This window comes from Kribbella sp. ALI-6-A (assembly GCF_001984195.1).
Classification (GTDB): Bacteria; Actinomycetota; Actinomycetes; order Propionibacteriales; family Kribbellaceae; genus Kribbella.
Genome location: NZ_MTQN01000010.1, coordinates 233,617 through 253,736 on the forward strand (window position 1 = coordinate 233,617; position 20,120 = coordinate 253,736).

Consider the following 20,120-nt stretch of genomic DNA (forward strand, 5'->3'; position numbering starts at 1 on the left):
GCAACCTCGATGACACGCCAGCATGAGTTCAACCGGCGAGGCCCAGTTCAAGAGTGAGGCAGGCATGAAGAGAACCCGCCCTGCCGAGGGCCGCCTGGCGCCGCAGCAAGGACTGTTGTCACAGCCCGCCTGACCCATGCCTGTTGTGAATGACGTGCATACAAGTGCCTATAGAAGGAATGCGCAGGGGCGCACAGAGCCGAATCTGGGCGCGGCTGGGAGTCCTCCTAGGTCGCGCGAGTGAAAGTGAGTTCAACAGGCGCCGCCTGGCGGTGGCGCCTGCGCGACTGGCGACACGGTCTAGGACACTCTGGGCGTGCAGGTCGAGTGTGCACCAATCATTTCGAGACATCGAGCGAGCCGTGGCGCCGCCATCACCGAGTGCTCGGCACGTACTGATCCGACGACAGCTCATACACCCGTACTCGCCGACCACTGGTGGGATTGACCGTCTCCCGGACCGGCTGCATCCCCAGCTTGATCATGATCCGTTCGGAGGCGTCGTTGCCCACCTGCGCGATGCTCACGATCCGCTCCAGGCCTCGCTGCTCGAACCCGAACCGTACGGCGGCCGCGGCGGCCTCGGTTGCCAGACCAGCGCCCCAGTGAGAACGTCCCAGCCGCCAACCGACCTCAACGGCCGGCAGTATCTCCGGCAAGAAGTGCGGCACCGAAAGACCCGTGAATCCGGCGAGCTCGCCAGTGGACCGGATCTCCACCGCGAACAGGCCGAAGCCCTCCGACTCCCACTCGCGCTCCCACGCCTGGATCCCCTCGCGCGTCTGCTCTTCGTCACGGACGCTGCCGTCCCGGATCCACCGCATGACCTCGGGATCGGCGTTCACGGCCGCCATCGGGGCGACGTCCTCCTCCCGCCAGCGACGCAGGATCAGACGGGGAGTCTCGAGCATGACCATCCGGTCATTCTGGAGCAACGGTGTCGGCTCGATCACCTTCCGCGAAGCTGACAAGTCAGGTTAGGTAAGGCTACCCTCCTCCCATGCGAGAGTCGGTGGGGCTGGCGGGCGCCGGGTTGCGGCTGGGGTATCACGGGCGGTTGGTGGTCGACGATGCCGCGCTGCGCATCGAGCCGGCCGCGGTGACTGCCCTGGTGGGCCCGAACGGGAGCGGGAAGTCGACGCTGCTGCGGGCGATGGCGCGGTTGCACAAGCCTGAGGCCGGGACGGTGACGCTGCCCGGCGGCGAGGACGCGCTGGCCTTGTCGCAGAAGGAGTTCGCGCAGAAGGTGACGCTGCTCTCGCAGTCGCGGCCGACTCCGAACGGCGTCAGCGTGCGGGACGTGGTCGGTTACGGCCGGCACCCGTACCGCGGGCGCTGGCGCACCGACGACCCGGACGGCAACGCCGCGATCGAGCACGCGATGGACGTCACCGGCGTGACCGCGATGGCCGAGCGGGCCGTCGACGAGCTGTCCGGCGGCGAGCTGCAGCGCGTCTGGCTCGCGACCTGTCTGGCGCAGGACACCGGCGTCCTGCTGCTCGACGAGCCGACCACCTTTCTCGACCTGCGCTACCAGATCGAGATCCTCGACCTGATGCGCGACCTGGCCGACGACCACGGCGTGGCGGTCGGCGTCGTACTGCACGACCTGAACCAGGCGGCCGACGTGGCCGACCGAATCGTCCTGCTCGACCACGGCCGGGTCCGCGCGACCGGTACGCCGGCCGAAGTCCTGCGGACCGAGGCGTTGTCGGAGACCTACGGGATCCGGATCGACGCCAGCACCGACCCGGCCACCGGGCGGATCAGCACCCAGCCGGTCGGCAGGCATCTGCACCGGCACATCCTTCAAAACATCTGAGGTTCCCCGATGAGAAGAGTCACCGCCCTGGCCGCCGGCTTGTTGCTGGCCCTGACCGCCTGCGGCAGCAGCGAGCCGGCCGCGACGGAGTCCGACGGATCTCCCGTCGCCGCCCAGCCGGTCTCGGTCACCGACGCGCGCAACAAGAAGATCGACCTGCCCAAGCCGGCGGCCAAGGTGGTCGGCCTGGAGTGGGGCGTGGTCGAGAACCTGATCACGCTCGGGGTGATGCCGGTCGGCGTCGCCGACGTGAAGGGCTACACCACCTGGGTCACCGCGGCCAAGCTGGACGCGAGCGTCAAGGACGTCGGCACCCGCGGTGAGTCCAGCGTCGACGCGATCGTTGCCCTCAACCCCGACCTGGTGATCACCACCACCGACGAGTCCGCCAGCACGATCGCGCAGCTGGAGAAGGCCGCGCCGGTGCTGGTCGTCCGCGGCGCCGACGCCAAGAACGCGATCCCGCAGATGAAGAAGAACCTCGAGCTGGTCGGTGCCTCGATCGGCAAGGCCAAGGAGGCGACCGAGGCGAACGCCGCGTTCGACCAGGCGGTTGCCGAGGGCAAGAAGAAGATCGCCGACGCGGGCAAGGCCGGCGAGGGCTTCACGATGGCCGACGGCTACAAGCAGGGCAGCACGATCTCGATCCGGATGTTCACCAAGGGATCGCTGCTCGGTGCGGTGGCCGGCGAGCTCGGCCTGAAGAACAACTGGACCGGCGAGGGCGACCCGGACTACGGCCTGGCCCAGACCGACGTCGAAGGTCTGACCAAGCTCGGCGACGGCAGCTTCCTCTACATCGCCTCGACCTCCGACGGCGGTGACGTGTTCGGCGGCGACCTGGCCAAGAACGCGATCTGGAAGAACCTGCCGTTCGTGAAGTCGGGCAGCGTGCACCGGCTGCCCGACGGCATCTGGATGTTCGGCGGTCCGAAGTCGACCGAGCAGTTCATCGACGCCACCGTGCAGGCAGTCACCTCTTGACCCAGCTGACCACCGAGCGGCCGCGGGTCGCCGAGGCCCTCCAGCCGGTACGGCGGATCCGCGTCGCCGGGGTGTTCGTGATCGCGCTGGCCGCGGTCGTCGTACTGGCCGGAGTGCATCTCACGCAGGGGACCTCGTCGGTCGGCGCGGGAGATCTGCTGCGGCTGGTGTTCGGGCAGGGCACCGACAACTCGGCGAACGTGCTGATCGCCTCGCGGCTGCCGCGGCTGCTCGCCGGCGTACTCGTCGGTCTCGCGCTCGGCGTCGCGGGCGCCGGGCTCCAGTCGCTGGCGCGTAACCCGCTCGCCTCGCCGGACACGTTGGGCGTCAACGCGGGCGCGTACCTGGCCGTCGTGACGGTCGCCGCGTTCGGAATCCCGCTGCCGGTTCTGCCCGCGGGTGGCGTCGCGTTCCTCGGCGGGCTCGCGGCCGCCGTACTGGTACTGGCGTTGTCGGCCGGTGGGACTTCTGGTCCGACCCGGTTGATCCTGGCGGGGTCCGCGGTGGCGATGGCGTTGTCGGGACTGACGACGTTGCTGTTGCTGCTGCGTCGCGAGGAAACGATCGGCAGCTTCGCCTGGGGGAGTGGGACGCTGGTCCAGACCGACCTCGACGCCGTCGGCCAGATGGCGCCGATCGTCATCGCCGGTCTGGTTGCGGCGTTGTGGCTGGCGTCGCGGCTCGACCTTCTCTCGCTGGGCGACGACACGGCATCGGTCCTGGGCGTCCGGGTACGGCGTACGCGGGTGCTCATCACGTTGGTCACAGTGATGCTCTCGGCGGCTGCGGTGACGGTGGCCGGGCCGGTCGGGTTCGTCGGGCTGGTCGCGCCGGTGCTCGTGCGGCTCGTCGCGCCGTTGGTGCCGGGGTTGATGCGGCACCGGGTGCTGCTGCCGTTGTCCGGGTTGTCGGGCATCCTCGTGGTGCTCGGGGCGGACGTGGTACTGCGGGCTGTGCTCGGTGGTCAGGCCGGAGTGGAGATTCCGACCGGCATCATGACGATGCTCGTCGGCGCGATCGTGCTGGTGTGGCTGGCGCGTCGCTACCGTGACTCCGGGCCGAGCCGTACGCCGGCCGGCGCGTCGTCCGGGCTGCGGAGTGTGCGCACGTTCTGGATCGTCACGGGTGTGCTGACCGTGCTGCTGGTCGGCGCGGCGGTCGTGGCGATGCTTGCCGGCGACGCCTTTCTGAAGACCGGCGACATCGCGAACTGGATCAACGGGCGGTCGGGGCGGGCGATCACCTACGTCCTGGACCAGCGGTTCCCGCGGGTGCTGTCGGCGATCCTGTGCGGTGCGGCGCTGGCGATCGCCGGGGCGACCGTGCAGGCCGTCTGCCGCAATCCGCTGGCGGAGCCGGGAATCCTCGGCATCACCGGTGGCGCCGGAGTCGGTGCCGTGGTCACCTTGATGGTGGTGCCTTCGGCAAGCATTTGGCTGCTGTCCGGCGTGGCGTCCGCAGCCGCGCTGGGCACCTTCGCGCTGGTCTATCTGGTCTCCTGGAGGGGTGGGCTCAGTTCGGACCGGCTGGTGCTGATCGGGGTCGGCGTCTCGTCGGCGACGACCGCGATCATCACCTTCGTCATCGTCTACACCAATCCGTGGAACATCGCGCTGGCGATGACCTGGCTCTCCGGCAGCACGTACGGCCGGACGCTGCCGCAGGTCATCCCGGTCGCGGCGGCCCTGGTCGTGCTCACGCCGGTCGTGGTTCTGGCTCGCCGGGAGCTCGACCTGCTCTCCCTGGACGACGACGTGCCGCGCATCCTCGGCGTACGGCTGGAACGCACCCGCCTGCTCGCGCTCGCCGCCGCCGCGTTGATGACGTCAGCCGCGGTTTCGGCGATCGGCGTGGTCGGCTTCGTCGGCCTGGTCGCCCCGCACGCTGCCCGGGCGCTCGTCGGCGGCCGCCACTCCCGCCTCCTGCCCGTCGCGGCGCTGCTCGGCGCGGTCCTGGTCTCGGTGGCCGACTCCATCGGCCGCACGGTCCTGGCGCCCGCCCAGATCCCGGCCGGCCTGCTCACCGCGATGATCGGCGCGCCGTACTTCGTCTACCTCCTGTGGCGGACGCGAACCACCAGACCTTGACGCAGCGGCGTACCTGTACCTGCACCACTCACCAAACCCCGGCCCGACGCCGATGGCACGCCTGACCGCGGTCGCTGACGGGGCTCGTAGGTCGCTTGGTGAGTGGTGCAGGTACGCACTTCGGAGTCGACGACCCGCTGACGGCGTGAACGGCAGGCGGTGACCCGTTCTACGCGTCGGTCTGGTTGCGCGGCGGGCCGAGCTGGGACTGGGTGTGCCCGAAGGCCGGGTACACCGTCGCGCGGATCGGGCAGCTCGGGTGAATCAGTCCGCGGCTTTGGCGGCGGCCTTTTTCGCCTGCTTGTACTCGCGGACCTTCAGCAAGGAGTCGGCGTCCACCACGTCGGCGACCGAGCGGTAGCCGTCCAGGGCGTAGTCGCCGGCGGCGGCTTCCCAGCCGTCGGGCTTGACGCCGAGTTGCTTGGCCAGCAGGGCGACGAAGATCTGCGCCTTCTGCTTGCCGAAACCGGGCAGTTCCTGGACTCGTTTGAGCAGTTCCTTGCCGGTGGTCGGCTCGGTCCACAGGCGCGTGACGTCACCGTCGTACTTGGACTCGATCAGGGCTGCCAGCTCCTGGAGGCGGGCGGCCATCGAGCCGGGGAAGCGGTGGATCGCCGGCGGCTGGCTACAGAGCGCCTTGAACTCCTCCGGGTCGGCCGCCGCGATCGCGGCGGGGTCGAGCGTGCCGAAGCGGCTCAAGACCTTCCATCCGCCGCGGAACGCGTGCTCCATGCCGTACTGCTGGTCGAGCATCATCCCGACCAGGACGGCGAACGGGTACTGGTCGAGGACCTGGTCGGCCTCTGGTTCGTTGGCGATCTGGAAGCCCATACCGGCATGATTCCACGCCGCGCGGACCTCGGGGTACTGCACACTGGAGGTCCACCGCCGCCCGAGTCCGGAGGTTCCCGATGAGCGAGGCCGTCAACGACTACCGCCGGCTGCCGGACCCGATCCGGATCGAGGACACCGTCGTGTCGGTGCCCGGGACGGCGCCGGGCGATCCCGATGCCGGGCGCAACATCGACCAGGACCGCGCGGTCGGCCTGCGCGAGCTGGGCTGACCCGAACCCCCGCCGTACGGCTGCGCAGGCGGCCGACGCCCGCGTGCGGGTTAACCCGTGGATCCACGCCGGACATCCGGCGCGACGCCGAGGGCGGGCCTATGCTCGGCAAGGGCAGGCCTACGGGAGGGGATGCGGATGGACGTCCGGGATCTGGATCGACGGGCCGGAGCGGTGCTCGGCGAGGTGGTCATGCAGGTGCGGGCCGAGCAGTTGTGGTTCCCGACGCCCTGTCCCGACTGGACCGTCCGCGGGTTGCTGCGGCACATCGTCAGCGACAACGAGGGCTTCGCGGCCGCGGCGGCGAACGGTTCGGCACCGGTGCAGACCTGGAACGGCGGCCGCCTGGGCGACAATCCGGCGGGTGCGTATCGGCGGTCCAACGTGAAGGTCGCCGAGGCGTTCGCCGACGGCGGCGCACTGGACCGGCCGATCGAGGTCCGCGAGTTCGGGACGTTCCCGCGCCGGGTCGCGCTGACGTTCCACCAACTCGACTGCATCGTGCACGCCTGGGATCTGGCCAAGGCGATCGACATCCCGTACGACCCGCCGCTCGACATGGTCGAGATGGCGCTCGGCCTGGCCCGCCGGATCCCCGACACCGACAGCAGCCGCGGTCCCGGCGCCGCCTTCGACCGCGCGGTCAAGATCCCCGGCGACGCCTCCGACTTCGACACCCTGCTCGCCCTGCTCGGCCGCAATCCCGACTGGGTCTCACCGCTCGACTGAGGCCTGTCGACACCTCACGAGAGCCACTTTGAGCACGGGGCAGCCGTCTCGACGGCGCGTTCGCGGCTGAGCGGTGCTCAGGGCGCGGTGTGACGTGCCGCCGTGAGCGCGGCGTAGTCCGGGAGCTCGATGGCGTCCGGCTCCGCCGCGGCGACCTTCGCCAGGACGCCGCGGAACGGCCGGGACGTCATCGTTCGGATCATCAGGTCCCGGCCGCGGATCCCGAGCGCGCTCATCGGCAGCGCCATCGCGATGCCGCCCGGAGGCAACGCGCTGCGCTGCACGACGTACTCCCGCATCACCTCCTGGTACGCCGGGAACGCGCGCCGGTGATCGCCGTCCACGGCGAGCTCCCCGGCCAGTACGTAGGCGCTGACCAGCGACAGCGCCGTACCGTGGCCGGCCAGCGGGGAACCGCAGTACCCGGCGTCACCGAGCAGCACGACCCGCCCGCGCGACCACTCCGGTACGACGACGCTGCTGGTGCTGTCGAGGTAGAAGTCCTCGGCCGTCCGCATCCCGTCGAGAACCTTCCGAGCGTGCCAGCCGACGTCCTGGAATCGCCGGGCCAGCAGGGCTTTCTGCTCCTCGACGTCGCGGCGGTTGTAGCTGATCTCGGGCGAGCGGAAGCTGAGCAGCGCGCGAGCGAACCGCGGGTCGTGGTCCGGGCGCAGTCCGACCCAGCGGCCGCCGGGTGCGTTGTGGATCTTCATCCAGCCGTCGAGGTCCTCCGGCGCCGGGATCGTGAAGTACGCGCCGTACCCGCCCAGGTGGTGCACGAACTCCGCCTCCGGCCCGAAGGCGAGAGCGCGGATCCGCGAGTGCACGCCGTCGGCGCCGACGACCAGATCGAAGTCGCGATCGGCCGCGGTCGCGAAGCTCACCCGGACGCCGTCGGCCGTCTGCGTCAGGCCGGTGACCGAGTCGCCGTACAGGTACTCGACGTCCGAAGTCGCGGCGAGCAGGAGCTCGGACAGATCGCCGCGCAGGATCTCGATCTCGGCGACCGGTCCGGCGCCGTCCAGCAGTTCGGCGGGCATGGCGGCGGCCTGCTTGCCGTTGGCGCGGATGTACGCGAGACCCTTCTCCGGCAGGCGCCGCGCCCTGATCGCCGGCATCAGGCCCATTCGGCGGACGACCTCCTGCGCGACGCCGCGAATGTCGACGGTCTGGCCGCCCGGCCGTGGCGCCGCGGCGAGCTCGACCACCGTCGGCTCGAAGCCGGCGCGCTGCAGCCAGTACGCCAGGGCCGGTCCGGCGATTCCGGCTCCGCTGATCAGTACCTTCATCGTGATGTCCCTTCGAGGTAGTGCGCTGTACGGTGTACGCAGCAACGGTGCCGGGTCGGCAGAGACGCCGTCCAGTCCAGGCGCCGGTGCACTAGGGCACTAGGAGGACGATGAGCGCGCCGTACCAGCAGATCGCCGCCGGGATCCGGCAACGGATCAGCACCGGCGAGCTCGCCCCGGGCGACCGGGTGCCGTCGACCCGCGAGCTGATGCGCGAGTACGGCGTCGCGATGGCGACGGCGACCAAGGCGCTGACGACCCTGCAGCAGGAAGGCCTGGTGCACTCGCGCCCGGGCGTCGGGACGGTGGTCGGACCGGCACGCCGTACGCCGGTCCGGGCGGCCGATCCGGCGTTGAGCCGCGAGGAGGTGGTCCGGGTCGCGATCGCGCTGGCCGACGCCGAGGGTCTGGCCGCGCTCTCGATGCGGCGGATCGCGAGCGAGCTGGGCGTGTCGACGATGGGCCTCTACCGGCACGTCGGCGGCAAGGACTCGCTGGTGCTGCAAATGGTCGACCGGGCGTTCGCGGACTTCCCGGTCCCGCCGGGTGAGCCGGCGAGCTGGCGCGAGGGGATCGAGACGGCCGCGCGGTTGCAGTGGGCGGCGTACCGGCGGCACCTGTGGTTGCCGGGCGCGATCACGCTGAGCCGGCCGCAGATGCTGCCGAGTCTGCTGTCGCACACCGACGCCGTCCTGCGGGCGGTCGGCGAGTTCTCGGTGGATGCGGACACGGCGATGTACACCGCGATCACGGTCTTCGGGTACGTGCGCAGCGTCGCGCTGAGCCTGGAAGCGGAGGCGCTGGCCGAGCAGGACACCGGGATGACCGCCGACGAGTGGGGCGAGCAGCAGGCCGAACAGCTCGCCGTCCTGGCGGCGGGCATGGCGGGATTCCGCGGGCTGGGGGAGGGATTCGACTTCGACTTCGACCTGGACCGGTGGTTCGAGTTCGGGTTGCAACTCGTGCTCGACGGGCTGGGTGTACAGCTCGAACGGGTGCGCGCACGGCTACGCTGAGTGTCGTTCGTCCAGAGCTGGAGGTCGCGATGGAGCCGGTGTTCGCGCCCGGGGTGCCGATCGAGGTACGCCGGTTGTTCGAGCGCAGACCTGAGCTGTTCGTGCCGGCAAGTCAGCCGCGGCCGAAACGGCGTACGTCGTGGTCGGAGGCGCCCGGGAACACCTTCGGCACGCTGCTGGTCTGGCTGGCGGTCTGCGTCGGCGGGTGGATCCTGGCCCTGATCGTCCTGGCGATGACGCTGCCGACCGAGATCGCGGCGTGGGCCTCGGTGGCGCTGGCCGCTGTGGCAGTGGTCGCGACCGGCGCGGTCGCGGTGCGGTCGGCGGTCGAGGATCGCGGGCGGAAGGCCGTCCGGCGCCAGCACGGGAACTACTTGCTCGCCGAGGACTTCGACGAACCGGCCATCCGGTTGCTGACCCGGGCGCAGCGCGCGGTCAAAACGGTGCTGGAGGCAACGGTCACGCAACGCGGCCTGCTCGACGAGATGCAGAACGAACTGGTCCTGCCCGAGCAGCTGTGGGACATCGGCCAGGTCCTGCACGAACAGTCGGTCCTGCGCGCCCGCCAGCAGGAGATCGCCCGCGGCATGGCGACCGCCGAGCTGGACGCCGTCCTGGGTCCGCAACGACGCGCGCTCGGCCGATCGGTCGACGCGATCGAACGCAAGGTCGAGCTGCTCGAGCAGTATGCCGACCGCGTCCGCTCCGCCGACGCCGCCCTGCGCGCCGAAGCCGCGCTCGAGGACGGCGACCGCTACATCGAACTCCTCGCCCGCACCGAACCAGCCGGCGACACCAGCGTCGTCCAGGGCTTCGCCGACGAGGCCGCTGCCCTCAAGGACACCTTCACCCGCTCGATCAACGCCGCGCGCGACGCCGGCCGCACCTTGGCCCTGCCGGAGTAGGCTGCCGGGATGAAGCGGAGCGTGATTGTTGCCGGGGGCACCGGTGGGTTGGGTGGGGCGGTGACGGCCGAGCTGCTCGCGGGTGGGTGGCGGGTGGTGGTGCCGGGGCGCAGTGAGGAGTCGTTGGCGGCGCTCGGGACGGATGCGGCGCTGGCTCCGGTCCTGGCGGATCTGTCGGATCCGGCGGGGGCCGCGGACGTGATCGCGCTGGCGACGTCGGAGGAGAGCGCGCCGTTGCACGCGCTGGTGAACCTGGTCGGCGGGTTCGCGTCGGGCCAGCGGGTGCACGAGACGCCGGTCGAGGACTTCGAGCGGCAGTTCGCGATCAACCTGCGGCCGCTCTACCTGATGACGCGGGCCGCCGTACCGCATCTGATCGCCAACGGCGGCGGATCGATCGTCTGTACGTCGAGCCAATCGGCGCTCAAGCCGTTCTCCGGGGCGGCCGGTTACATCACCGCGAAGGCCGGTGTGATCGCCTTCGCCGACGCGCTGGCGACCGAGTACGCCGGCGACCACATCCGGGTGAACACGATCCTGCCCGGCACCATCGACACTCCGGCGAACCGCGCGGCCAGGCCGGGCGCCGACACCACGAACTGGACACCACCCAGCCGGATCGCCATCGCGATCCGCTTCCTGATCGACTCCGACGCGATCACCGGAGCCCACATCCCGGTCTAACGCTGGTCGATCAACAACTGGATCCCGTCGAGGATCCGATCCAGGCCGAAGCGGAACGCGTGGTCGGAGTCGAGGGCGGCCTGGTGCTGCTCGCCCGACGCGGTGCCGACCCGCCCGGCGACGGGGAAGCGGTCGGCGAGGCCGGCCATGTAGCGGTCGAGCAGCGGGCCGGTGGTCAGCCACCACTCCTGATCCGTCAGCCCGCTCTCGCGCTGGGTCCGCTGATGCTCGGCGGCCGCCCGCGCCGTGCCCTGGACGTGGGTGAGGACGAGCGTCAGTGCCGAGTCCATCTCGACATCGGTCAGCCCGAGCCCGTCCAGCGGCCGGAGCTCGGCCTCGTACTTGAGCGTGATGTTCGGCCCGAGCGCGTTCCGGATCGCCGGCACCTCGTGGATCCAGGGATGCGCCATCAGCACCTCCCAGTTGCGCCGCGCGACGAACTCCATCCCGCCGCGCCACCCGTCCGGCTGCCGGGCCGGCTCGTCCACGTCGGCGTACAGGTCGGCGTACACGGTGTCGAACATCAGGTCGGTGAGCTCGCCCTTGCCCGGGACGTGCGTGTAGAGCGACATCGTCCCGGCCTTCAGCTGCTCGGCGACCTGCCGCATCGAGACCGCCTCCAGCCCCTGGGCGTCGGCCAGCTCGATCGCCGTCTCGACGATCGCCCGGACGGTCAGCCCGGAGCGCCCGGGTTTGCTGTGGCTGCCCCAGAGCAGGGCCAGACTGCGCGCCGGATCGGGCGCCGCGGACTTCTTCGGACTCACCGGGAACAAACTCCAACCGCTCGTCGTTGACCCGATCGTACCGGAGTCGTACGGTGTACGGTACGGCCTACGGAAGCAGCAACGGTGAAAACGAGGTGCAAGTGTCCACAGAACGCGTGATCGTCGCGGACGACGTGCGCAAGAACTACCCCGGCGGCACCGAGGGAGCGGGCCTGAACGGCTTCGACCTCGAGGTGAGCGCCGGGTCGGTGGTGGGACTGCTCGGCCCGAACGGCGCCGGCAAGACCACCGCGGTCCGGATCCTTTCCACCCTGCTCGACCTGGACTCCGGCCGGGCGACCGTCGCCGGGTACGACGTGCGCCGCCAGGGCCAGGAGGTCCGCAAGCGGATCGGCCTGGTCGGCCAGTACGCCGCGGTCGACGAGATCCTCACCGGCCGGCAGAACCTGGTGCTGTTCGGCCGGCTCAACCACCTGTCCCGCAAAACCGCCCTGGCGCGGGCCGACGAACTGCTCGAACGATTCGCCCTGCTGGAGGCCGCGGACCAGGCCGCGAGCAAGTACTCCGGCGGGATGCGCCGCCGCCTCGATCTGGCCGCCAGCCTGATCGTCGCCCCGGCGCTGCTGTTCGTCGACGAACCGACCACCGGGCTGGACCCGGCGGGCCGGCGCGAGGTCTGGTCGGCCGTCCGCGACCTGGTCCGGGCCGGTACCACGGTGCTGCTGACCACGCAGTACCTGGAAGAAGCCGACCAGCTCGCCGACCGGATCTCGATGCTCCGGGCCGGACGAGTAGTTGCCGAGGGCACCCCTGATGAGTTGAAGGCGCAGTTCGGCGGCGACTGGCTGGACCTGGTGCTGGCCGATCCGGCCGACGTACAGAAGGTCCTGGCGCTGGTCGAACGGCTGGCCGACGGCGAGGTCCGGGTCGAGGACCTGACAGTCAGCGTCCCGGTCCGGGACCGCACGAAAGCACTGGTGGACGTCGCGATCGCGCTGCGCGACGTACAGATCGAACCGGAGGACATCACGTTACGACGACCGACCCTCGACGAAGTGTTCTTGCACCTGACCGGATCGGAGGTGGCGGCATGAGATGGGCGCTGGCCGACGGGTGGACGATCGCGCTGCGCACGCTGACGCACTGGCGGATGCAGCCCGGCGTGGTGATCTTCGGGTGGTTCTTCCCGATCCTGATGCTGCTGATGTTCGGCGCGCTGCTCGGCGGAGCGATGGAGCGTCCGGAGGGCCGGTCGTACTACGAGCTGCTGGTGCCGGGCATCTTCGCGCTGTCGATGCTCTTCGGGCTGGAGGGCACGATGACCGCGATCACCACCGACGCGGCCAAGGGGGTGACGGACCGGTTCCGCTCGCTGCCGATGAGCTCGGCCGCGGTGGTGCTCGGCCGGTGCATCGCGGACATGCTCGACTCGGCGGTCACGCTCGTGATCCTGGCGGCGGCCGGGCTGGCGCTCGGCTGGCGATGGCACGAGTCGCCGGCGGAGGCGCTGGCGGCGTTCGGCCTGCTTCTGCTGCTGCGGTTCGCGCTGCTCTGGCTCGGCATCTTCATCGGGTTGTCGGTGCGCAACGCCCAGTCGGTGATGGCGATCCAGGTGGCGATCTGGCCGATCGGGTTCCTGTCCAGCGCGTTCGTCAACACCTCGACGATGCCGGACTGGCTGGGCACGATCGCGCAGTGGAACCCGATGTCGTCCACCGCGACCGCGGCCCGCGACCTGTTCGGCAATCCCGGGGCGACCGCCGAGTCCTGGATCGGTGAGCACGCCCTGGCCGGCGCGGTGATCTGGCCACTACTGCTCGTGGTCGTTTTCCTGCCGTTGTCGGCGCGCAAGTTCCGCAACCTGTCCCGGTGAGTTCCGCGCGGGTGGCGCGTGCGCGGCTAGACTGGACCCGACGTCAACCGATCGACCCCGCCCAACGTCTGAAGAAGTGTGCGGCCTGGGTACCTGGTGCCCAGGCCATGGGGCATCGACAGGGGAATCATGGGTCGTCGTGCACGCGCCACCAGCGCAGCGGGGAGCTCTACCGGCACGCCCGAACGGCGGCGGACCCCGGCGAAGACCGTGCCGCAGTCCCTCGGCCTGACGCTGCTCAGCGCGCTGCTGCCCGGAAGCGGGCTGATCCTCGGCGGCCGCCGCCGGCTCGGCGCGGCCGTGCTCACGCTGACTCTGGGACTGGTCGGCCTCGGCCTGTACGCCGCCTTCTGGCGCCGTGACGACGTCGCGCAGACGATCGTTGTCCCGAGCCGGCTGCTCGGCATCGCGATCGGGATCGGCGTCCTGGCGCTCGGCTGGGTCGTGGTGGTCGTCGCGTCCCACCGATTGTTGCGTCCGGCAACGGGTGGGCCCGGCGGCCGGGCCGCCGGGGCGATCCTGGTCGGGCTGCTCTGCTTCGCGATCACCGCGCCGGCCGCGCTCGGCGTCCAGAGTGTGCTGGCCCAGCGGGACCTGGTGGAGAACGTTTTCGTGTCCCAGGGCGAAAGCAAGAGCGCGACCCGGCCGGAGACGGTCAACGTCAAGGACCCGTGGGAGGACAAACCCCGGCTCAACCTGCTGCTGCTCGGTGGCGACGACGGCAAGGGCCGGACCGGCGTACGGACCGACACGGTGATCGTCGCCAGCATCGACACGAAAACCGGTGACACCGCGCTGATCTCGCTGCCGCGGCAGCTGATGTTCATGCCGTTCCCGAAGGACTCGCCGCTGCACAAGATCTACCCGAACGGCTTCGGCCGGGAGGGCCTCAGCCTGACCGGGCGGCTGGAGTGGATGCTGACCGCGATGTACCAGAACATCCCGGCCATGCATCCCGGCATTCTCGGCCCGTCCGACAACGAGGGCGCCGACGTGGTCAAGCAGTCGGTCGGCGAGGCGACCGGGCTCGACATCGACTACTACCTGCAGGTGAACCTGCAGGGCTTCGACCAGATCGTCGACGCGCTCGGCGGCATCACCGTCAACGTCAACGAGCGGGTCGCGATGGGCGGCGTCAGCAGCGCGCACATCCCGCCCGGCCAGTGGCTCGAGCCGGGCCCGAACCAGCACCTGGACGGCTTCAAGGCGCTGTGGTTCGCCCGCGGCCGGTACGGCGCCAGCGACGACGAGCGGCAGATCCGGCAACGCTGCGCGATCAAGGGCATCGTCGACGCGGCCGACCCGAAGACCTTGGCCACGAAGTACCAGGCGATCGCCCGGGCGGGCAAGAACCTGCTGCGGACCGACATCCCGCAGGAGCTGCTGCCGGCGATGGTCCAGCTCGGCCTGCGTGTGAAGTCGGCGACGGTCTCCAACGTCTCGCTGGACCAGTCCAAACTTCGGTTGAAGTACTTGCACCCCGACTACGCCGGCCTGCGCGAGACGATCGCGAAGGCCTTGGAGCACGATCCGGTCATCACCACACCGCCGCCGGTCACCCCGACTGCGGGCAAGCCGACCGCCCTCAATCGGCCCGGCGCACCTGCGGCCACGCCCCCCGGGCCGACCGAGGATCTGCGCGACGCGTGTGCGTACAACCCGACCGGCACCCAGAACGGGCGCTGAGCCGGGCGGCCGTGCTGTGGCCCCGACCATGAACCTTGGACCTCGGACAGGACCCAACCTGTCCGAGGTTGCCGGTTCAGGGCCGAAGCCTCAGCCGGTGGCGGCGGATCGGCGTACGCGCCGCGGTCAGTTGAACAGGTCCGAGTCCGGGCCGAAGTCGGCCTCGTCGACGACGCGGCGGACCTCGACCTCGTCGTCCAGGGCCTCGGCCAGGCGAGCGGCCCATTCGATCGCCTCGTCCTTGCTGCGGACGTCGACGATGATGATGCCGCCGATCAGCTCCTTGGTCTCGGCGAAGGGGCCGTCGGTCACCGTGCGCTTGCCGCCGGTCACCTTCACCCGGGCCCCGAGCGCGCTGCGGTGCACACCCTCGGCCACCAGCAACACGCCCGCCTTGGACAGGTCGTCGACCAGCGCGCCGACCTTGCCGGCGACCTCGTCGCTCACCATCCGGCCGGCCTCGCTGGCCTCGTCGGCCTTGTTGATGATCATGTAACGCATCTGCTGCCACTCCCTCGCTCGTCGGTCGAACACTTACTCTCACGTCGACCGGGTCACCCGAACATCGACACACCCGCCGAGAGCATTTCCGGTACGCCGCTTGCCGTGGCCCCGGTCGTGCTGTTCTATCGGTCGGGTGACGGTGACGGACACGCACGGGGCGATCGACGCGGTCTGGCGGATCGAGTCGGCCAGGATCGTCGCCGGGGTCGCACGGATCGTGCGCGACGTCGGCCTGGCCGAGGAGCTCGCGCAGGACGCGCTGGTCGCGGCGCTCGAGCAGTGGCCGGAGTCCGGCGTACCGAAAAATCCTGGCGCCTGGCTGATGACGATCGCCAAGCGCCGCGCGATCGACCTGATCCGCCGCAAGGACACCTACCAGCGCAAGCTCGCCGAGCTGGGCCACGAGCTGGAGATCGACGGCGACTCGGTCGAGGACGACGTCGAGGCGATTCTCGAGGACACCATCGAGGACGACCTGCTCCGGCTGGTTTTCACCGCCTGCCACCCCGTGCTCACCACCGACGCCCGGGTCAGCCTGACGCTGCGGTTGCTCGGTGGGCTCAAGACCGACGAGATCGCCCGCGCGTTCCTCGCACCCGAGGCGACCATCGCGCAGCGCATCGTCCGTGCGAAGCGGAACCTGGCCAAGGCCGAGGTCGGCTTCGAGGTACCGTCCGGCGAGGAACTGCTGGACCGGCTGTCGTCGGTGCTCGAGGTCGTCTACCTGATCTACAACGAGGGGTACTCCGCGACCGCGGGCGACGACTGGATGCGTCCGGCGCTCTGCGACGAGGCGATCCGTCTCGGCCGGCTGCTCGCCGAGCTGATGCCGAAGGAGCCCGAGGTTCACGGCCTGCTCGCACTGATGGAGCTGCAGTCGTCCCGCGCGAAGGCCCGTACCGGCCCGTCGGGGGAGCCGGTGCTGCTGCTCGACCAGGACCGCCGCCGCTGGGACCGGCTGCTGATCCGGCGCGGTCTGGAGAGCATCGACCGGGCCTGGGCGCTGGAAGGCGAGCCCGGTCCGTACCTGCTGCAGGCCGCGATCGCCGCCTGTCACGCGCGAGCGGCCGAGGCCGAGGACACCGACTGGGCGCGGATCGCCGGCCTGTACGCCGTACTGGCTGCTGTTGTGCCCTCGCCGGTCGTCGAGCTGAACCGCGCGGTCGCGATCTCGATGGCGTTCGGGCCGGAGAACGGGCTGATCGCGGTGGACGCGCTGCGCGACGAGCCGGCATTGAAGGACTACCACCTGCTGCCGAGTGTTCGGGGCGATCTGCTGTTCAAGCTCGGGCGGCTGGCGGAGGCGCGGGCAGAGTTCGAGCGCGCCGCGTCGTTGACCCGGAACGAGCGGGAGCGGGCGCTGCTGCTGGACCGGGCCGCTGCCTGCTGAAGATTTCCTGGAAGGGGTGTCGATCCGCGAGGGGAGTGTTCGACGCAGTGGTGTGAGGCCGGACGGACGGCCCCGAACCCTAGGAGCACTCATGGAGAAGGTCACCTCGGCGGACGGCACCACGATCGCGTTCGACCGGCTCGGCGCAGGACCCGCGGTGGTCCTGGTCTGCGGCGGCTCGGTCGACCGGATGTCGAACGCGCCGCTGGCCGCGCTGCTGGCCGAGCACTTCACCGTCTACAACTACGACCGCCGCGGCCGGGGCGACTCCGGCGACGCGGAGGTCTACGCGGTCGAGCGGGAGTTCGAGGACCTCGACGCGATCTTCGCCGCGGCCGGTGGATCGGCCTGCCTGTACGGAACGTCGTCCGGTGCCGCGCTGGCGTTGCTGGCGACGGCCTCCGGGCGCCCGGTCGAGCGGCTCGCGCTGTGGGAGCCGCCGTACATTCTGGAAGGTGGGCGGCCCCGGCCGCCGGCGAACACGGCCGACATCTTCCGGGACTTCGTCGCGGCCGGCCGGCGGGACGCGGCGGCGGAGTTCTTCATGGCGGAGGTGGTGGGGCTGCCGGCCGAGTTCGTCGCGATGGCGAAGCAGTCGCCGTGGTGGCCGGCGCAGGAGGCGATCGCGCACACGCTCGCGTACGACGCGACGGTGATGGGCGACTACTCGGTGCCGGTGGAGGCGGTGCGCCGGGTGACGGTGCCGACCCGGGTGCTCACCGGCGGCGCGTCCTGGCCGTGGATGGTCGAGAGCAACCAGGCGGTGGCCGCTGAGCTGCCGGACGGTAGCCACGGCACGCTCGACGGGCAGGAACACAACGTCGACCCCGCCGCGATGGCGCGGGCGCTCAAGGAGTTCTTCGGAGGTGCGCGATGAAGTTCCGGACCGTGCTGATCGGTACGACGAAGGTCGGGATCGAGGTGCCGCCGGAGATCGTCGAGTCGTTCGGCGCGGGCAAGAAGCCGGCCGTCCGGGTGACGATCGGTGAGCACACCTATCGCAGCACGATCGCGGTGATGGGCGGCAAGTACATGGTCGGCGTCAACGCCGACAACCGCGCAGCGGCCGGGGTCGCGGGCGGCGACGAGGTCGAGGTCGAGCTGGAACTCGACACCGCACCCCGCGAGGTGGACGTCCCCGCGGATTTCGCCGCGGCGCTGGACGCGCGACCGGAGGCGCGGAAGTTCTTCGACGGGCTGTCGTACAGCCAGCGTCGCTGGTTCGTGCTGGGTATCGAAGAGGCCAAGAAGCCGGAAACCCGAGCCAACCGCATCGAGAAGGCGGTGGAACGCCTGGCGTCAGGTCGCGGGCAGCGGTGACGCGTGCAGGCAGGCGCGAAGCGCCTAGCCGTCGGGGCGGCGGGCGCGCTCTCTCTCCTGCGCCGCGCGCAGCGCGGCGGGCCCTGCGGTGCGTCCGGAGCTCGTCGCTCCGGACGCTGCAGGTACGGATCAAACGACGGTGATCAGACCACCGGCGTTGCTGCGGGCGGCGTCGAAGCGGGCCTGGGCGTCGGCCCAGTTCACCACGTTCCACCACGCCTTGACGTAGTCGGGCTTCACGTTCTTGTACTGCAGGTAGAAGGCGTGCTCCCACATGTCCAGCATCACGATCGGGATCTGCCCGGCCGGCAGGTTGCCCTGCTGGTCGTACAGCTGGTGGATCAGCAGCTGACCCTGCAGCGCGTCCCAGCCGAGGATCGCCCAGCCGGAGCCCTGGATGGTCGTCGCCGCGGCGGTGAAGTGCGCCTGGAACGCGTCGAACGAGCCGAACGCCTCGTCGATCGCGGCCGCCAGCTCACCGGTCGGCTTGTCGCCACCCTCCGGGGACAGGTTCTTCCAGAAGATCGAGTGGTTGACGTGCCCGCCCAGGTTGAAGGCGAGGGTCTTCTCCAGCCCGACGATCGAGCCGAAGTCGCCGCTCTCGCGAGCCGCGGCCAGCTTCTCGAGGGTGTCGTTCAGACCCTTCACGTAGGTGGCGTGGTGCTTGGAGTGGTGCAGCTCCATGATCTCGCCGGCGATGTGCGGCGCGAGTGCGCCGTAGTCGTAGGTGAGGTCGGGAAGCGTGTACGTGGTCAACTCTGCTCCTTCGTCAGGGCCCGCGCGGGGCCGGTTCTCCGATGTCCTGTTGCAGCGGCACCAGCTTGAAACTTCAACCACGGTTGAGGTCAAGTCGCCACGCTGGGCGGCATGGTCCCAGACCAGGTGCCCGGCCCGTCGCCGCTCACGCGGAACGTGCCGGTCGCCTCCAGCTTCACATACTCCGGCCACGCACCCACGCCGGAGGTCTCCCAGTCTCATCACAGCACCCGGCCTCAGAGCCACCACCTCTGAAACCACCTCTCGGACCCTGGTCCGCGCCTACCGGTCAGACGGTCGTGTCGAGCACCAGCTTGCCCCGCGTCCGCCCCGACTCCATCCGCTCGTGCGCCTTCGCTGCCTCGGCCAGCGGGTACACCTGCTCGACCTCGACCCGCACCTTCCCGGCCTCGATCAGCCGAGCGATCTCACCCAACGCATGCCCGTCCGGCTCGACCAGGAACCCGGTCGCCTGCACCCCGGCCGCCTTCGCCTTGCTGACCAACTCCGCCGAAGTCCCCGACGGTACGGCGACCAGCCGGCCACCCGGCTTGAGGGCCTTGATCGCCTGGTCCAGCGTCGCCTCGCTGCCGATCAGGTCCACCACCACATCGATGTCCGCGACGACCTCGTCGACGGCCGTGCTGTGGTAATCGACCAACTCGTCCGCACCGAGCTCGCGCAGCCACGCGTGCTTGCCGGCGCTCGCCGTACCGGTCACGTGCGCCCCGAGTGCCTTGGCGAACTGCACGGCCAGATGCCCGACACCACCGGCCGCCGCGGTGATCAGCACCCGCTGACCCGCCTGCACGTCGGCCGCGGCGGTCAGGATCTGCCACGCCGTCAGCCCGGCCAGCGGCACGGCGGCGGCTTCGGCGTACGAGAGGTTCGCGGGCTTCTTCGCGAACTGCCGCGACGGCGCCGTCACGTACTCCGCGTACGCCGACGCCGCGCGCGGGAACCACGGCATGCCGAAGACCTCGTCGCCGACCTCCAGCGTGTGGACGCCGCCGCCGACCTGCTCGACCACGCCCGCGACGTCCCATCCGAGCACGAACGGCGGTGTGCCGAGAATGCCGGCGACGCCGCTGCCCTCCCGGGTCTTGTAGTCGACCGGGTTCACGCCGGCCGCGTGCACCCGGACCAGCACCTCGGTCGGCAACGGCTCCGGCCGCTCCACCTCGACGACACGCAGCACATCCGGCCCACCGAACTCGTCCTGGCTGATCGCTCTCATCGCATTCCTTCCCACGGTCTGTCTGACGCTCGGGAAGCTATCTGCAGGA

Annotated in this window: 21 protein-coding genes; 14 read left to right on the forward strand and 7 right to left on the reverse strand. The window is 70.4% G+C overall.

Features of this window, described 5'->3' with window-relative positions:
- Window positions 1-374 precede the first annotated feature (374 nt).
- Window positions 375-917: a GNAT family N-acetyltransferase gene (locus BWI15_RS15440; RefSeq protein WP_083750898.1), complete on the reverse strand. Its 543-nt coding sequence runs from the start codon at window positions 915-917 to the stop codon at window positions 375-377.
- 83 nt (window positions 918-1,000) lie between these two features.
- On the opposite strand from BWI15_RS15440, the gene BWI15_RS15445 reads away from it, so the two are divergent.
- The 3 genes from BWI15_RS15445 to BWI15_RS15455 are packed head-to-tail and all read left to right on the forward strand — an operon-like array spanning window position 1,001 to window position 4,893.
- Entirely contained in the window at window positions 1,001-1,822 is an 822-nt protein-coding gene (locus tag BWI15_RS15445; protein ID WP_077015114.1) for an ABC transporter ATP-binding protein, read from the forward strand.
- A gap of 9 nt (window positions 1,823-1,831) precedes the next feature.
- Window positions 1,832-2,806: an ABC transporter substrate-binding protein gene (locus BWI15_RS15450; protein ID WP_077015115.1), complete on the forward strand. Its 975-nt coding sequence runs from the start codon at window positions 1,832-1,834 to the stop codon at window positions 2,804-2,806.
- The gene (locus BWI15_RS15455) at window positions 2,803-4,893 is read left to right on the forward strand and encodes an iron ABC transporter permease (protein ID WP_077015116.1); all 2,091 of its coding nucleotides are present in this window, start codon (window positions 2,803-2,805) and stop codon (window positions 4,891-4,893) included. The genes BWI15_RS15450 and BWI15_RS15455 overlap by 4 nt, the downstream gene beginning before the upstream one ends.
- Window positions 4,894-5,157: 264 nt before the next feature.
- On the opposite strand, the gene BWI15_RS15460 is transcribed toward BWI15_RS15455, so the two are convergent.
- Window positions 5,158-5,724, reverse strand: a complete 567-nt coding sequence (locus tag BWI15_RS15460; protein ID WP_077015117.1) for an HhH-GPD-type base excision DNA repair protein — start codon at window positions 5,722-5,724, stop codon at window positions 5,158-5,160.
- Between the two features lie 80 nt (window positions 5,725-5,804).
- Between BWI15_RS15460 and BWI15_RS39395 the strand changes: the two genes are divergently transcribed.
- Window positions 5,805-5,957 (forward strand): hypothetical protein, encoded by a 153-nt coding sequence (locus BWI15_RS39395; RefSeq protein ID WP_168197317.1) that lies wholly within the window; start codon window positions 5,805-5,807, stop codon window positions 5,955-5,957.
- Window positions 5,958-6,095: 138 nt separating this feature from the next.
- On the forward strand, window positions 6,096-6,686 hold the full coding sequence (locus BWI15_RS15465) for a TIGR03086 family metal-binding protein (RefSeq protein WP_077015118.1): 591 nt from the start codon (window positions 6,096-6,098) through the stop codon (window positions 6,684-6,686).
- 77 nt (window positions 6,687-6,763) lie between these two features.
- Here BWI15_RS15465 and BWI15_RS15470 read toward each other — a convergent pair whose 3' ends face one another.
- The gene (locus BWI15_RS15470; protein WP_077015119.1) at window positions 6,764-7,975 is read right to left on the reverse strand and encodes an FAD-dependent monooxygenase; all 1,212 of its coding nucleotides are present in this window, start codon (window positions 7,973-7,975) and stop codon (window positions 6,764-6,766) included.
- A gap of 110 nt (window positions 7,976-8,085) precedes the next feature.
- Between BWI15_RS15470 and BWI15_RS15475 the strand changes: the two genes are divergently transcribed.
- Genes BWI15_RS15475 through BWI15_RS15485 form a run of 3 tightly spaced genes read left to right on the forward strand, consistent with a single transcriptional unit; the run spans window position 8,086 to window position 10,580 of the window.
- Window positions 8,086-8,991, forward strand: coding sequence for a GntR family transcriptional regulator (locus BWI15_RS15475; protein WP_077015120.1), 906 nt, complete (start codon window positions 8,086-8,088; stop codon window positions 8,989-8,991).
- Between the two features lie 29 nt (window positions 8,992-9,020).
- Complete coding sequence (locus BWI15_RS15480) at window positions 9,021-9,896, forward strand: hypothetical protein (protein ID WP_077015121.1); 876 nt, start codon at window positions 9,021-9,023, stop codon at window positions 9,894-9,896.
- A gap of 9 nt (window positions 9,897-9,905) precedes the next feature.
- On the forward strand, window positions 9,906-10,580 hold the full coding sequence (locus tag BWI15_RS15485) for an SDR family NAD(P)-dependent oxidoreductase (RefSeq protein WP_077015122.1): 675 nt from the start codon (window positions 9,906-9,908) through the stop codon (window positions 10,578-10,580).
- Here the strand turns inward: BWI15_RS15485 and BWI15_RS15490 are convergent.
- Window positions 10,577-11,344, reverse strand: coding sequence for a TetR/AcrR family transcriptional regulator (locus BWI15_RS15490; RefSeq protein WP_077015999.1), 768 nt, complete (start codon window positions 11,342-11,344; stop codon window positions 10,577-10,579). The genes BWI15_RS15485 and BWI15_RS15490 overlap by 4 nt on opposite strands.
- Before the next feature lie 101 nt (window positions 11,345-11,445).
- Here BWI15_RS15490 and BWI15_RS15495 point away from each other — a divergent pair, with 101 nt between their 5' ends.
- The 3 genes from BWI15_RS15495 to BWI15_RS15505 all read left to right on the forward strand — a co-directional run bounded on the left by BWI15_RS15495 (window position 11,446) and on the right by BWI15_RS15505 (window position 14,864).
- Window positions 11,446-12,399, forward strand: coding sequence for an ATP-binding cassette domain-containing protein (locus BWI15_RS15495; protein WP_143465619.1), 954 nt, complete (start codon window positions 11,446-11,448; stop codon window positions 12,397-12,399).
- The gene (locus BWI15_RS15500) at window positions 12,396-13,178 is read left to right on the forward strand and encodes an ABC transporter permease (RefSeq protein ID WP_077015123.1); all 783 of its coding nucleotides are present in this window, start codon (window positions 12,396-12,398) and stop codon (window positions 13,176-13,178) included. Before BWI15_RS15495 ends, BWI15_RS15500 begins: the two co-directional genes overlap by 4 nt.
- Window positions 13,179-13,307: 129 nt before the next feature.
- Entirely contained in the window at window positions 13,308-14,864 is a 1,557-nt protein-coding gene (locus BWI15_RS15505; protein WP_083750790.1) for an LCP family protein, read from the forward strand.
- Window positions 14,865-14,990: 126 nt separating this feature from the next.
- Here the strand turns inward: BWI15_RS15505 and BWI15_RS15510 are convergent, their stop codons facing one another.
- A complete protein-coding gene (locus BWI15_RS15510; protein WP_077015125.1) occupies window positions 14,991-15,365 on the reverse strand; it encodes a YciI family protein in 375 nt (124 codons plus the stop codon).
- 136 nt (window positions 15,366-15,501) lie between these two features.
- Between BWI15_RS15510 and BWI15_RS15515 the strand changes: the two genes are divergently transcribed.
- The 3 genes from BWI15_RS15515 to BWI15_RS15525 all read left to right on the forward strand — a co-directional run bounded on the left by BWI15_RS15515 (window position 15,502) and on the right by BWI15_RS15525 (window position 18,078).
- Entirely contained in the window at window positions 15,502-16,758 is a 1,257-nt protein-coding gene (locus BWI15_RS15515; protein ID WP_077015126.1) for an RNA polymerase sigma factor, read from the forward strand.
- A 91-nt stretch (window positions 16,759-16,849) separates the two neighbouring features.
- The gene (locus BWI15_RS15520) at window positions 16,850-17,635 is read left to right on the forward strand and encodes an alpha/beta fold hydrolase (protein ID WP_077015127.1); all 786 of its coding nucleotides are present in this window, start codon (window positions 16,850-16,852) and stop codon (window positions 17,633-17,635) included.
- Window positions 17,632-18,078, forward strand: coding sequence for a YdeI/OmpD-associated family protein (locus BWI15_RS15525; RefSeq protein ID WP_077015128.1), 447 nt, complete (start codon window positions 17,632-17,634; stop codon window positions 18,076-18,078). The genes BWI15_RS15520 and BWI15_RS15525 overlap by 4 nt, the downstream gene beginning before the upstream one ends.
- A gap of 129 nt (window positions 18,079-18,207) precedes the next feature.
- On the opposite strand, the gene BWI15_RS15530 is transcribed toward BWI15_RS15525, so the two are convergent.
- Both BWI15_RS15530 and BWI15_RS15535 read right to left on the reverse strand, forming a co-directional pair.
- Complete coding sequence (locus BWI15_RS15530; protein ID WP_077015129.1) at window positions 18,208-18,834, reverse strand: superoxide dismutase; 627 nt, start codon at window positions 18,832-18,834, stop codon at window positions 18,208-18,210.
- 289 nt (window positions 18,835-19,123) lie between these two features.
- Complete coding sequence (locus BWI15_RS15535; RefSeq protein WP_077015130.1) at window positions 19,124-20,071, reverse strand: NADP-dependent oxidoreductase; 948 nt, start codon at window positions 20,069-20,071, stop codon at window positions 19,124-19,126.
- Window positions 20,072-20,120: the final 49 nt, after the last annotated feature.